This is a genomic window from Leptospira broomii serovar Hurstbridge str. 5399, from assembly GCF_000243715.2.
In the GTDB taxonomy this organism is placed as follows: domain Bacteria; phylum Spirochaetota; class Leptospiria; order Leptospirales; family Leptospiraceae; genus Leptospira_B; species Leptospira_B broomii.
Genome location: NZ_AHMO02000007.1, coordinates 34,415 through 47,988 on the forward strand (window position 1 = coordinate 34,415; position 13,574 = coordinate 47,988).

The 13,574-nt window shown below is 43.7% G+C and carries 18 protein-coding genes; all 18 read left to right on the forward strand.

Annotated features, from left to right (window positions below):
- Positions 1-118: 118 nt before the first annotated feature.
- The 18 genes from LEP1GSC050_RS03555 (at position 119) to LEP1GSC050_RS03640 (ending at position 13,539) form a co-directional block, all read left to right on the forward strand.
- Positions 119-505, forward strand: coding sequence for a nuclear transport factor 2-like protein (locus tag LEP1GSC050_RS03555; RefSeq protein ID WP_010568581.1), 387 nt, complete (start codon positions 119-121; stop codon positions 503-505).
- Positions 506-757: 252 nt separating this feature from the next.
- Positions 758-940 (forward strand): hypothetical protein, encoded by a 183-nt coding sequence (locus LEP1GSC050_RS03560; RefSeq protein ID WP_010568580.1) that lies wholly within the window; start codon positions 758-760, stop codon positions 938-940.
- Positions 941-1,428: 488 nt separating this feature from the next.
- Positions 1,429-1,833 carry a DoxX family protein gene (locus LEP1GSC050_RS03565; protein ID WP_010568579.1) on the forward strand — a complete coding sequence of 135 codons (405 nt, stop codon included), beginning with the start codon at positions 1,429-1,431 and terminating at the stop codon, positions 1,831-1,833.
- A gap of 24 nt (positions 1,834-1,857) precedes the next feature.
- Complete coding sequence (locus LEP1GSC050_RS03570) at positions 1,858-2,322, forward strand: hypothetical protein (RefSeq protein WP_010568578.1); 465 nt, start codon at positions 1,858-1,860, stop codon at positions 2,320-2,322.
- Positions 2,323-2,666: 344 nt separating this feature from the next.
- On the forward strand, positions 2,667-3,023 hold the full coding sequence (locus LEP1GSC050_RS03575) for an ArsR/SmtB family transcription factor (RefSeq protein WP_010568577.1): 357 nt from the start codon (positions 2,667-2,669) through the stop codon (positions 3,021-3,023).
- A gap of 20 nt (positions 3,024-3,043) precedes the next feature.
- Positions 3,044-3,427 carry a DoxX family protein gene (locus tag LEP1GSC050_RS03580; RefSeq protein ID WP_010568576.1) on the forward strand — a complete coding sequence of 128 codons (384 nt, stop codon included), beginning with the start codon at positions 3,044-3,046 and terminating at the stop codon, positions 3,425-3,427.
- Between the two features lie 204 nt (positions 3,428-3,631).
- Positions 3,632-4,201, forward strand: a complete 570-nt coding sequence (locus LEP1GSC050_RS03585; protein ID WP_010568575.1) for a dihydrofolate reductase family protein — start codon at positions 3,632-3,634, stop codon at positions 4,199-4,201.
- A 44-nt stretch (positions 4,202-4,245) separates the two neighbouring features.
- Complete coding sequence (locus LEP1GSC050_RS03590) at positions 4,246-4,734, forward strand: SRPBCC family protein (RefSeq protein WP_020987088.1); 489 nt, start codon at positions 4,246-4,248, stop codon at positions 4,732-4,734.
- Between the two features lie 17 nt (positions 4,735-4,751).
- Positions 4,752-5,543, forward strand: coding sequence for an alpha/beta fold hydrolase (locus LEP1GSC050_RS03595; RefSeq protein ID WP_010568573.1), 792 nt, complete (start codon positions 4,752-4,754; stop codon positions 5,541-5,543).
- Positions 5,544-5,580: 37 nt separating this feature from the next.
- Positions 5,581-6,099: an SRPBCC family protein gene (locus LEP1GSC050_RS03600; protein WP_010568572.1), complete on the forward strand. Its 519-nt coding sequence runs from the start codon at positions 5,581-5,583 to the stop codon at positions 6,097-6,099.
- Positions 6,100-6,212: 113 nt separating this feature from the next.
- Positions 6,213-6,695 carry an SRPBCC family protein gene (locus LEP1GSC050_RS03605; protein ID WP_010568571.1) on the forward strand — a complete coding sequence of 161 codons (483 nt, stop codon included), beginning with the start codon at positions 6,213-6,215 and terminating at the stop codon, positions 6,693-6,695.
- A 9-nt stretch (positions 6,696-6,704) separates the two neighbouring features.
- Positions 6,705-7,163, forward strand: a complete 459-nt coding sequence (locus LEP1GSC050_RS03610; protein ID WP_010568570.1) for an SRPBCC domain-containing protein — start codon at positions 6,705-6,707, stop codon at positions 7,161-7,163.
- A 46-nt stretch (positions 7,164-7,209) separates the two neighbouring features.
- Entirely contained in the window at positions 7,210-7,755 is a 546-nt protein-coding gene (locus tag LEP1GSC050_RS03615; RefSeq protein ID WP_010568569.1) for an SRPBCC family protein, read from the forward strand.
- Positions 7,756-7,958: 203 nt separating this feature from the next.
- Positions 7,959-8,513: a dihydrofolate reductase family protein gene (locus tag LEP1GSC050_RS03620; RefSeq protein ID WP_040911069.1), complete on the forward strand. Its 555-nt coding sequence runs from the start codon at positions 7,959-7,961 to the stop codon at positions 8,511-8,513.
- 13 nt (positions 8,514-8,526) lie between these two features.
- The gene (locus LEP1GSC050_RS03625; protein WP_010568567.1) at positions 8,527-10,092 is read left to right on the forward strand and encodes an MFS transporter; all 1,566 of its coding nucleotides are present in this window, start codon (positions 8,527-8,529) and stop codon (positions 10,090-10,092) included.
- A complete protein-coding gene (locus tag LEP1GSC050_RS03630) occupies positions 10,049-10,585 on the forward strand; it encodes an SRPBCC domain-containing protein (protein ID WP_010568566.1) in 537 nt (178 codons plus the stop codon). Before LEP1GSC050_RS03625 ends, LEP1GSC050_RS03630 begins: the two co-directional genes overlap by 44 nt.
- Before the next feature lie 99 nt (positions 10,586-10,684).
- Positions 10,685-11,878, forward strand: a complete 1,194-nt coding sequence (locus LEP1GSC050_RS03635) for a serine hydrolase domain-containing protein (protein ID WP_010568565.1) — start codon at positions 10,685-10,687, stop codon at positions 11,876-11,878.
- Positions 11,879-11,979: 101 nt separating this feature from the next.
- Positions 11,980-13,539 carry an NAD(P)/FAD-dependent oxidoreductase gene (locus LEP1GSC050_RS03640; RefSeq protein WP_010568564.1) on the forward strand — a complete coding sequence of 520 codons (1,560 nt, stop codon included), beginning with the start codon at positions 11,980-11,982 and terminating at the stop codon, positions 13,537-13,539.
- Positions 13,540-13,574: the final 35 nt, after the last annotated feature.

A 13,574-nucleotide genomic window follows, 5' to 3' on the forward strand; every position in this document is an offset into this window, starting at 1 on the left:
ATTTAAAGTTCGGGAAAGAAATGATATCATCATCTTTGAATTAGCATTTTTAACGATTCGGATTTTTCGGAAATTCGAAATGCGCTTTAATTACGATCGGGAAAGGAGAATATGATAAATGCCTACTCTTGAAACTTTAGAACGCTTTATCGCACTCGTTGAACAAAATCGGCATGACCAAGCAATAGAAGAATTTTATACCGAGAACTCGTCCATGCGGGAAAACCAATCCAAACCGCGCGTGGGAAGGGACCTGCATGTCGCGAATGAACGTATCGTTTTAGCCAGGGCAGAATCGATAACTTCGAAATGCGTTCGTCCTGTTTTTGTGAACGGAGATAAAGTTGTAATTCGCTGGATTTTTGACTTTGAATGGAAAGACCAAACAATGACGCATATGGAGGAACTCGCGTACCAGCGTTGGGAAGGCGAACGTATTGCCGAGGAAATTTTCTTTTATGATCCGGCGCAACGCCAACCGAAAAAGAAGAGACTCTCCGACTAATTTTGCGCTTACTCTTCGAAGCGCACCGAATTATTACTAGAGTTAGGCAACATTTCCGTCTATAAAAGACGAACCGAGATCCATTGCGGCGAATAGCATAAACGTTCCAACGATAGACATGTCCCTAGTCAGTTCCAAAACCGTTTATTCCAGGGAAATAAGCCGAATTCTTTGATTTATTATTTCCATTTCTAAGAATTTAACTGTTTTCCAGAATTTGATCTTTGAAATTCTGTAAATAAGGATAATAAATTGGCAAAGAATAACTATCTGTTTGAAAAACGTCAGAAAGATATAGCAAAGAAGAAGAAACAGGATGAAAAACGCCAGAAAAAGCTGAATAAGGCTGCTAATCCTGGTGAGGAAAATGCCGAAAACCCGGTGGAAAATACGGAAAACCCGGAAATAACGGACAAAAAAACGGACGAAATCTGATTAATTAACTTTTTTTAAAAATACTTCATAATGAGCGTATGGAAAAACGCACTTCTCTCTCATGAAGTATTTTCATGAAATTTTAATATTTTCCGCTTCTTATCATTACTCTGCGATAGACCGCGCTTGTTCTCAGTCAAAGATAGCTCCTCTTATGCGATTGATTGAAAAGTTATAACACCGGAAATCCCGTAAATATCGCACCTTTCTTTCAAACTATTAGTTTCCTACAATTAGCAATGCAATGCTCACTTGCGAATTCCAATCGTCATTACCGGGCTGGTTTGCATTTTTCGTATTAGGCGGGCGCTTAGTCGGATCGCTCTTGGAATAAACTAATCTATCATAAATAGTTAAATTCTTTTATGGAATATTATAATCAAGGATGGTCTTCGATTCGGCTCGAATTTCCTCGGTAAAAATCGCTTGAATTTTTTATCAATAGATCAACTATGAGCCGGTTTTTAGAGTCGTAGGAGCATCGTATTATGGAATCTCAAACTGTTTCGAAAGGGCACTTGTGGATGGGCAGAGTACTTAGCGGGGTATCAATCGCCTTTCTTTCATTCGATGGTATTTTAAAATTTTTTCTTCAAAATATGCCCAAGGAAGCGATGGAGGCGGCGGCTAAACTCGATTATCCGATGAGTTTAATGCCCGGCATTGGAACAACTTTATTGATCTGCACTCTTTTATATGCAATTCCTAGAACCGCAATTCTAGGTGCGATTCTTTTAACCGGCTATCTAGGTGGTGCGGTCGCCTCCCATGTTCGCGTCTTAAATCCCTGGGCCAGTCATATATTATTTCCCGTTTATATAGGTATCCTAATATGGGGCGGACTTTATCTTAGATTTCCGAAACTGCGGAATTTTATTCCTTTGCAAAAATGAATCCGATGGAATTCTTTTTAGAGAATGACCGGCAAACGCGCGAAAGTCGATAAACGCGAAGAAGAACTGATTTCTCAGGAATACTTCCATCTGCATAAAACTGTGGAAGCATTCGATTCTAGAGGGCTTACTATCAAGGCTTGGAGCGTTACTCTAAGCATGGCCGGAATCGGGACGGCTATTCTAGAATCCTCATATTCGATTCTACTTCTTTCTGCTGGAAGCGCATTTCTATTCTGGATAATAGAAGGACTCTGGAAGTCGTTTCAGTATGCTTATTATCTTCGAATCCGAATGATCGAGGCGTATTTTTCGGGAGAAAACAAGAGTCTTACTCCCTTTCAAATTTCGACATCTTGGTCCAATTCTTGGCGAGCGGGCGGATGGAAACGGCTTCTTTGGATTTTAACCTGGCCGCATATTTTTCTCCCTCATTTGGCCATCGTGCTCACCGGACCTTTGCTTTACGCATATTTCGTTTTGCGGTAAAAATTTCTTCCAAGCATTTTATGAAAGTATGATATCCGTCCGGTAGGAAATATTAGACAAAGCCGATCGCCGCGTTTAAAAACCGCTTTCCGGATCTTCTTTCTAATGGTCCCAGTCGAATTTCTACATATATCGATCTGACGTTCGATGACAATTAATCGTTATTATTAAAACCATTCATTCTGCCGATTGCCGGAGGGCTGTCCTAGCGGCTTTGGGTCCCTCGGATTCCGCTCCTTCTATAAATCTGGCAGCCTCTCCGGAAAGAAACGTGTAATTTTCCCGCTTTTTTACTTGACGACCAAGGAAATCGTCTATATTTTACCTATAGGTTAATTAACCATATGGTTCAATACGAAGCGACAGTTGATCATTTAAGCAGTACCTTTGCTGCGCTTGCGGATCCAACACGGCGCCAAATTCTCGCTACGCTTAAAAATGGCGAGGTTACCGTAAAGGAACTTGCGGAACCATTTTCTATGAGTCTTCCCGCGATTACCAAGCACCTGAAAGTGCTGGAAAGGGCAGGCTTGATTTCAAGAGGCAGGGAAGCGCAATGGCGCCCCGCAAGATTGGAAGTCGGCAGATTGAAAGAAGCCTCCGATTGGATCGATCGATACCGTCAATTATGGGAAGAAAGATTTGATCGACTGGATGAATATCTGCGGGAGCTCCAACGGAAGGATTTTAAAGATGAATAGATTCAAGGAGAAATCGAATCGTGAAAAATGAAAAAATCAAAAGCATCGTTTATTGGATAGCGACCGCGCTTATCGCAGCTAACTACACGTTCGGCGGAGTCGTCTACCTTAGTCGTAACGCCGAAGTGGCAGCGGGTATGAGCCAACTAGGTTATCCTCTCTATTTCGCATTGATTTTAGGCTTCTGGAAAATACTAGGCGCTATTGCCATCGTTATACCGCGATTCCCCTTAGTGAAGGAGTGGGCGTACGCGGGGATGGTATTCAATCTTACTGCCGCTGCTGCTTCGAACGCATTCGTAGGTAATGCAGTGGTTCACATCATTACGCCGTTAATCGGTCTGATTCTAGTCGCAGCTTCATGGGCGTTACGACCTGCAAGTAGAACTCTTCTGTTTAAATAAAAGAATCCATATTTATAACAGGGTAAAGAATCACAAAATAGATACAGAGTCGATAGAAATCGAGAATGGATTACCGAATAATATTCTAAAAATGAATATTATTCGGTGCGATAAGAATCCTAATCGCACAACGAAACGTTTTGTCTTTCCTTCTCGGTTTAAATGGATAAGCGAAATATCGTAGATTGAAAAAGGAGTTATCAGATGAGAAGAATAATCGTTTCCGAATTTCTTACACTTGACGGCGTCATGGAGGATCCAGGCGGAGCGGAAAAATCCAAATATGGCGGCTGGAGTCATCAGTTTTTTAACGAGGAATTCGGAAAATATAAATTCGACGAATTATTCTCCTGCGATGCGCTTCTTTTGGGTCGTTTAACATACGAAGGCTTTGCAGCAGCTTGGCCTTCGATGACCGATGAGCAAGGGTTTTCGGATAGAATGAACGGCATTCCTAAGTTCGTAGTCTCGACGACGCTTACTAAAGCGGAATGGAATAATTCGATGCTGATAAAGGAAAATATAGTGGCAGAAATACGCAAACTGAAGGAGCAACCGGGTAAGGACATTTTAGTAGCCGGTAGCGGAGTTTTGGCGAGGACCTTGTTGCAAAACGATCTGATAGATGAACTTAGATTGATGATTCATCCCGTCCTGGCGGGGGGAGGCAGGAGGCTATTCGACGGAACACCTAAGCGAACTCTTAAGCTTTTGGAATCCAGGGAATTGAAAACCGGTATTGAAATTCTAACATACCATCCTATAATAAATTAGAAAAATATAAATAATAGAAATTTTATATCGGGAGAACAACTCGAATGACGAATCTATATCAAACAAACACCCAAGTGATCATTACGCGTATTTTTGATGCGCCACGGGAACTCGTTTTTAAAGCTTGGACCGACCCGAGTTACATAACGCGCTGGTGGGGGCCAAAATCATTTACGGCTCCGTTTTGTAAGATAGACCTTCGCACAGGTGGAAGCTATCTTTATTGCATGAAATCTCCGGAAGGTCAGGATTTCTGGAGTACCGGCATATTTCGTGAATTAGTCGTACCGGAACGGATCGTATATACCGATCGGTTTGCGGACGAGAAAGGAACACCGGTACCAGCTTCTTATTACGGAATGGAAGGGGACTGGCCGGAAGAATTGCTTGTAACAGTCGTATTCGAAGATCTAGGAAAAAAAACGAAACTCACTTTAGTTCATACCGGTTTCCCTCCGGGCCGGATGAAAGAACTCGCGGCTATGGGTTGGAACGAATCTCTCGATAAATTTGCCGAGAGTTTTTCACAATAATTCCGCGGAGTCTAATTATGCTTACTGAATATATACGCTGTTCCGACGGAACCGATATCGCTTATACGGAAATAGGAAAAGGCGATCCGTTGATCTTAGTGGATGGTGCCTTTTGCAGTAGGTCTTTCGGACCGATGCGGAAGCTTGCCGAATTACTATCTAGTCGCTTCAAAGTGATTTATTATGATCGTCGAGGAAGAGGAGATAGTTCGAATACTTTGCCATATTCCGTTGACCGTGAAGTGGAGGATCTTAATGCGCTCATTCAACTAGCGGGCGGCTCAGCCTTTTTATTCGGAATTTCTTCGGGGGGCGTGCTCTGCCTCAGAGCGGCAGCCGCGGGTTTAAGTATCAAAAAATTGGCCATTTATGAACCTCCCTTTATGCTCGATGAGGATAGCGCTCAGTCGTTATCCGAACATGAAGAGAATCTGAATAATCTGGTTGCTGCTGATCGTAGAAGCGATACGGCGAAATACTTTCTAACGAAAGTGATGGGAATGCCTTATATCTTTACTTTCGTAATGAGGTTAATGCCTCATTGGGAAAAGATGAAATCAGTTGCGAATACTCTTCCCTATGATGTCGCAATTATAAATGACGGAAGTCTTTCTTTTGAACAAATCGGTTCCATTCGGATTCTGGCGTTGGTCAGCGCGGGGGAAAAAAGTCCTCTCGTATTGCGACGTGCCGCCGAGAAAGTAGAGCAACTATTGCCCACGTCGGAGTATAAATCTTTAGCGAAGCAGACGCATAACGTATCTACAAAAGCGTTAGCTCCGATGCTGGAAGAATTCTTCGCTAGATAATCATGAAATTATAATTTAACAGAATTTGAAGGAACCCATGGATATTAAGGATATTACGACACGAATTGAAGGAAATGAATTTATTGTTTCGCGCGTTTTCGATGCGCCCCGCGATCTTGTTTGGAAGGCCTGGACTGAACCGGAACGCATGGCCAAATGGTGGGGGCCGAAAGGATTTATTATGGGTGTCACGAAATTAGACCTTCGCCCGGGCGGAGTATTTCACTACGGTATGAAATCCCCGGACGGATTTGAGATGTGGGGGAAACTCGTGTATCGCGAAATTACACCCCCTGAAAGGATCGGTTTCGTAGTTTCCTTTTCGGATCAAAATTGCGGAACCACGCGCCACCCCATGAGCGCAACTTGGCCTCTCGAAGTACTGAACCTAGTTACTTTTACGGAGCAAGAAGGGATGACGTTGGTGACGATCAAGGGAAGTCCGATCAATGCAACGGAAGAAGAAATCAAAACATTCTTAGGTGGATACGAATCGATGCAAAAAGGTTTTGCCGGAACCTTCGATCAGCTCGCCGAATATCTTGCAAAGGCTTGAAGCCCGCTGAATATTTCTTTCTGGTCCGAAGGAAGCGCAGGATCGTTTCACGAAGCTCCAGACGGAATACGGATTTTCGTAGGACCCGTTATATAATAAGGAGAAAGAATATTATGCCGCAAGAAAATACAAATATTTCGGATACTGCCGATAGGGAAATTTCTACAACACGAATCTTTAATGCGCCTCGCGATCTTGTTTGGAGAGTTTGGACCGATCCTAATCATGTGGCGCAATGGTGGGGACCTAACGGGTTTACGAATACGGTGCACGAGATGAGTGTGAAACCGGGAGGAGTTTGGCGTATTACGATGCGCGGTCCCGACGGAGTCGATTACCCGAATAAGATCGTTTATCTTGAAGTTATAAAACCGGAGCGATTAGTATATTCTCACGGATCGGGTGATGAGGAAAATCCTGGAGATTTTCATGTAACGGTGACTTTTACGGAGAGAAATGGAAAAACCGAACTCTCCATGCGCGGACTCTTTAAATCGGCGAAAGAGCGCGATCAAGCTGCTAAAGAATATGGAGCGATAGAAGGACTGAAACAAACGATGGATCGTCTCGAACAATTTTTGGCTACTCTGGATTGATTTTATCCGATGGAAAATGATCAAGAACTGTTTATCACTCGTATCTTTGATGCTCCGCGAGAGTTCGTATTCAAGCTTTGGACAAACCCGGAATACACAAAACAATGGATGGGCCCGAGAGAACATCCGGCAGTTTATATTGAACAAGATCTCAGACCCGGCGGCGTTTGGCGTACTTGTTTGCGAGCCATAGACGGTAGCGGGGATCTTTGGCAAAGCGGAGTTTATCACGAAATCAAAGAACCGGAAAAACTCGTATTTACTTTCGTTTGGGAAGGCGATAACGACCTTCCTCATACGGAAAACCTGGTGACGATTCTCTTCTCCGAACATGAAGGCAAGACAAAAATGATATTCAAACAATCGGCATTCGAGTCAGTAGCACAACGAGACGGTCATCGATACGGCTGGAACAGCAGTTTCGATCGGTTGGCGGAACATCTTACGAAGATTTCAAACAATGATTAATTGCAACCTTTCATATTCATCAAACGTAATTTATTAGGAGATTTTTATGTTTAGACTAAAACAAATTTTAAAGGTCGGAGCAACGATCATCTTGCTTCTGATTATCGCTGTGCTCGTGATAGCCGCCACGAGGTCCAATACCCTTCGTGTCGAACGTTCGACTGAGATTAAGGCACCTCCGGAAAAGATTTTTGCTCTCATCAATAATCTCCAAAGCTGGACTTCTTGGTCGCCGTACGAAAAGTTAGACCCGGCGATGAAACGAACTCATAGCGGATCGATATCGGGAAAAGGCGCCATTTATGAATGGGACGGCAATGCTAATATCGGCAAGGGAAGGATGGAGATTATCGAATCGACCGAACCTTCTAAAGTTGGCATAAAATTGGATTTTTTAGAGCCGTTTGAAGCGCATAATACCGCAGAATTCACTTTGAAAAGAGGAACAGATTCGACGAAAGTTACTTGGTTGATGTCGGGCCCGGCTTCCTATTTTTCCAGGATCTTGGGCGTATTTATCAATATGGACGCTATGATCGGAAAGAATTTCGAAGAAGGTCTCGAAAATCTAAAGAGCATTACGGAAAAGTGATTTATTCCGAACATGAGGGGCCTCTCGAAGTAACACAAAAAATTCGAACACATCTCATAAGTTCTGTTTAAGGTCGGTGAACATTTCGTTATGCGCCGACCCGGCAGAATCTTCAAAGAAAGAGTAAAGAGCAATTCAAGATACCGGAAGAGGTAAGTTTGGATCGCCTCGAGAATAAAAAAAACGGAAGGGTTTGTTGGAGCATGAGGAAAATTATTTTTCAAATGATGGTGACGTTAGACGGTTTTTTCGAAGGACCAAACGATGAAATTGATTGGCATCGGGTGGATGACGAATTCAACGAGTATGCTGTGGACTTACTAGGTAAAGTGGACACGCTACTCTTCGGTCGGGTCACGTACGATCTTATGGCCGGTTACTGGCCTACCCCAGCCGCGGTTAAAGATGATCCGATCGTCGCAGGTAGAATGAATGACCTACCCAAGATCGTTTTTTCTAAAACTCTGAACCGAGTCGAATGGCAGAATACCAAGCTGATTAAAGATAATATCGCAGATGAGGTCTTGAAATTAAAGAACCAATCCGGGCGAGACATGGCAATCTTCGGGAGTTCGAACTTAGCATTGACCTTTATAAAACACGGATTGATCGATGAATTCAGAATTATGGTCAATCCTGTCGTTTTAGGAAATGGTAAGACTCTGTTCGACGGAATAGATTCAAAACTAAATTTAAAACTTGTCCAGACTAAGATATTCGGTTCAGGACTAGTTTCCCTCCATTATAAACCGGATTGAAGGGAATCTAAATATGAATCAAAATATTCCGCCGAAAGCGGGAAGTCGAGAATGGATCGGCTTAGCTGTGATCTCTCTTCCCTGTCTCTTATATGCCATGGATCTAACGGTCCTTTATTTGGCGGTTCCAAATTTAACCGCAGAATTGAAGCCTACTAGTTCCCAGTTATTATGGATTGTGGACATCTACGGTTTCTTAGTCGCTGGGTTCCTAATTACCATGGGAACTTTAGGGGATAGAATCGGGCGAAGAAAACTTCTCTTGATAGGAGCTGGAGCCTTCGGTGTCGCTTCGATACTCGCGGCATTTTCCACAAGCGCAGAGATGCTTATCGGGACCAGGGCTCTTTTAGGAGTCACGGCAGCGACTTTGGCGCCGTCGACATTATCTTTAATTCGTAATATGTTTCTAGATCCCAATCAGCGCACGGTCGCGATCGGAATTTGGGGAACTAGTTTTTCAATTGGGGGGGCGATCGGTCCTTTAGTTGGCGGTCTATTACTAGAACATTTCTGGTGGGGATCGGTCTTTTTATTAAGCGTTCCTGTTATGGTAGTGCTCCTGATCGTAGGTCCGAAATTATTACCGGAATTTCGAGATCCAAATGCAGGGAAGTTGGATATCGTCAGCGCAGTATTGTCCTTGGCCTCCGTTCTTTCGGTAATCTATGGGCTAAAGCAAATCGCAGAAAACAGTTGGGGAATATTATCCATTCTTCCAATTTTGATCGGACTTGCGATCGGTTTCTTATTTGTTCGACGACAACAAACTTTAACCGCCCCGCTTCTCGATCTAAGCCTTTTTCGTATTCCCGCGTTCACAGGCGCCTTAGTCGCGAACACACTTACGATTTTTGTGGGATTGGGAACTTTTCTCTTCATAGCACAATATTTGCAATTAGTGCTCGGACTTTCTCCGTTAGAAGCGGGACTATGGACTCTACCTTCTGCGGCGGGAAACGTAGTCGGCTCGATGACGGTGCCTATCCTCGTTCGCCATATTCGTCCTGCATTCGTAATGGTTGGAGGGTTAGTGCTATCGGCTATAGGACTTCTATTATACGCACAGGTTAATGGAACTTCCGGATTACCTTACATCGTATGCGGATCGGTTGTGTTAGCATTAGGTATTTGCTCAGTGGTCATTTTGGGAACGGACATTATCGTAAGTGCCGCTCCACCCGAACGAGCCGGAGCGGCAGCTTCGATTTCCGAAACCGGCGCAGAATTCGGCGGAGTACTCGGAATTGCGGTGCTAGGTAGCATCGGGACAGTGGTTTATCGAAATCAAATGAAAAATTCCGCTCTGATCGGAATCAGTCCTGAAGTCGCCGAAGACGCGAGAAACACGTTAGGCGCAGCGGTCGGAGTCGCCAAAGAACTCCCGGATCAAATCGGGACAATCCTACTGGGACTTGCTCGCGAGGCTTTCACCGATTCCTTACAAATCATCGCATTTATTTGTTCAGGACTTACGATCATTCTGGCGATTACCGTAGTCGTAGCGCTTCGAAATATGCAAAAGGAGAAGGAACATGAAAGAGAGAAATGCAGTATCGGTAAGAATCGCAGAATGTGAACTAATACTGACGCGAATTTTCGACGCGCCTCGAGAACTTGTATTCAAAGTTTGGACGGATCCAAAACACGTAGTTAAATGGTGGGGTCCGAATCAATTCACCAATCCGGTCTGCGAAATGGATTTACGTCCGGGTGGAAAGTATCGATTTGTTATGCGCTCTCCCGATGGCGTCGATTATCCGGTTACAGGTTCATATTTAGAAATAGTTGAAAATGAACGAATCGTTTTCACCGACCTCGTAGGAGAGCATCCGACAGAATGGATCGATGTAATGAAAAACAGTATAGGCCTGGACAAGAGTGAAGAGGCGAATTCTTTAGATTCTATTGTCACCGTCACTTTCGAAGATTACGAGGAAAAGAAAACAAAATTGACGATTCGTAGTCGATTCGAGTCCAATATGGTTCGCGACGGATTCAAAAAAACGGGTATGGTCGAAGGCTGGACTCAAAGTCTCGAACGATTCGAAGACCAATTGTCAAATGGTTGAACCGATCCGCTTCTTTAACTGTCTAAACAAGAATCGATTTCGTCTTAAAAATTCACATTTATTTAAAATTGAAGTTTAAGACTCTTGTTCGGACAGTTAATGAACCAAAAAACCTATTTCAAAATATTCATAGTAGTTCAGCTTTTTATAATTGCTTGCAATTCGAATAATCAATATTATCGCGCCTTAACGAGCGGATATCCGAATCCTCAAACTTTTAAAATCTTCCCTGAAAGAAAGGTCGAAACATCCGGCCCGATTTCATTTATCAGTAAGTCGGAAAAGAGGAAGATGCGGGACGCTTTAACATTTCGGACTGTTCGCGACGGCATGCAAACGGTCCCTTTCGATGAAATTTTGAAAATTACCCGAACAAATGCACTCATCGTAATTAAAGAAAACAAGTTAGTTTATGAAAACTATCTGAACGGATTCGATCGGGAGAGCCTTCAAACTTCCTTCTCTTCGGCAAAGTCCATACTTTCGACGCTGATCGGTATCGCAATCGAGGAAGGAAAAATTCAGAGCGTAAACGATCCCGTCATAAAATACATACCCGAGTTGAAAAATCGCGGTTTGGATACTTTGAAGATCAGAGACATTATGATGATGTCTACCGGAATAGACTATAAACGAGTTGAAGATACTTTTTTTCTTCTGATTCCTTTTTCACCCGATATTACCACGTTTTACGGCGACAATCTGCGCGCAATAATCGGAGATTTACATTCCGGTAAAGTGCCCGTCGGCAAATCATTTAACTATAACGATTATTATCCAATACTTGAAGGAATCATTTTAGAACGGGTGACCGGAACTACTATTTCAAACTATACTCGAAAAAAATTATGGGAACCGATGGGTATGGAATTCGATGCATCCTGGAGTCTGGATAGCGAAGAGCACGGGTTCGAAAGAGTGCACGTTGCTTTCAACGCTCGAGCAATCGATTTTGCACGATTCGGACTCCTTTTTCTGAACAACGGAACTTGGAACGGCCGTAAAATCGTGTCAAGCGATTGGGTGCAGCAATCGACTTCGCCGGATCCTAACGATGATCGAGACTGGATGGTATTCAAATTCTGGCCCAAGATAGGCGGTTACTATAAGTATCATTGGTGGGGGATGAAAAATGAGGACCAAACGTACGATTATATGGCGCGAGGAAATTTAGGACAAATCATCTTCGTCTCGCCTTCCAGAAAGACGGTCATAGTTCGCTTAGGCGAGGAGCCTAATAATAATTATCAGTGGCCTTTTATCGCAAAAGCATTAGCAGGGCAACTGGAATAGTGACTTAATCGAAAAGAAAATCCTTGAGATCGTATCGACTGAGTTTTTTCTGATAGTCCGATTCCCCGCGATTTAAAAGATTCAAATAGAAAATACTATTTATGATACAAGAACTTCAGGTTCGGGTGGTTCCTGAAATTGCAGGACAAGAAGAAGAATTAAAACGTTACCTCTCGAAAAACGCTAAGATTCCACTATCCGACATTCGCCATATAGAAATCCTAAATCGATCGATCGATGCCAGGCAGAGAACCGTAATTATAAATTTAGGGGTTCGAATCTACGTTCGTGAAGATTTCGCCCGGAAACCTATCCTCCTGCCCGAATATCCCGATGTGCGCAATGCCGAAGAGATACTCGTGATAGGAGCCGGACCTGCCGGGTTATTCGCAGCGCTTCAATTAATCGAATCCGGACTTAAACCTATTATTATAGAGCGCGGAAAAGACGTAAAAAATAGACCGGTAGATTTACGAAGTATTAATGCGCATCATATCGTTAACGAGGATTCAAATTATTGCTTTGGCGAAGGCGGAGCCGGAACCTATTCGGACGGAAAGCTCTACACTCGATCCAAAAAACGCGGGAACGTTCGCCGAATTCTTGAGCTACTCGTAGGGTTCGGAGCAAGTCCTGAAATATTGATAGAAGCACACCCTCATATAGGAACGAATAAGTTACCGAATATAGTCCGTCGTATCCGCGAAGTTATATTGGAGCGGGGCGGGGAAGTCCATTTCAATCAACGCGTTACCGATTTTCTTCTGGAAGGCGATCGAATCCACGGAGTCGTCACTAAAAACGGGAACCGTTTTAAATCGAATAAGGTGATTCTAGCTACCGGACATTCGGCTAGGGATATCTTTACGCTACTGCATTTAAAGGGCATTGAAATAGAACTAAAACCCATTGCAATCGGAGTGAGAGTGGAGCATAAACAATCTCTAATAGACTCAATTCAGTATCGGTGCGGAGATCGAGGCCCTTTTCTCCCTCCTTCTCCATACAGTATCGTAAAACAGGTGGAAGGAAGGGGAGTTTATTCCTTTTGCATGTGTCCAGGCGGAGTGATTGCGGCATGCGCAACTAAGCCGGAGGAAATCGTTACAAACGGGTGGTCTTCATCTAGACGAGCTCGACCGACCGCAAATTCGGGTATCGTGGTAGAATTGAGACAGGAAGATTTTAAATCTTTCGCTATGCATGGTCCTTTGGCCGCAATGGAATTTCAAAAAGAGGTGGAAAGAAGCGCCTGGATTGCGGGCGGGAAAACGCAGGCGGCTCCTGCACAGCGCTTAGTCGATTTTGTGGAAGGAAAAATTTCTGGCGATCTTCCAAAAACGTCGTACCCGCCCGGTATCAAGTCCGTCGATTTGAAAACGGTCTTGCCGCCTCTTATTTATAGGACTCTACAGGTAGGTTTTCGCGAATTCGATAAATCGATGCGCGGGTATCTTACGAACGAAGCGGTCGTTCATGCTCCGGAAACTAGGACTTCGTCTCCCGTAAGTATCCCCAGAGATTCCGAATCCTTACAACATATACGTATCAAAGGCTTGTATCCTTGCGGAGAAGGAGCCGGATATGCCGGCGGAATCGTGTCCGCAGCTATGGACGGGATCCGATGTGCAAATGCAATCGCCGCAGAATCGCGCCTTTAAATACTTGGACATACGAGAGTCGTATAGCCCAGGAA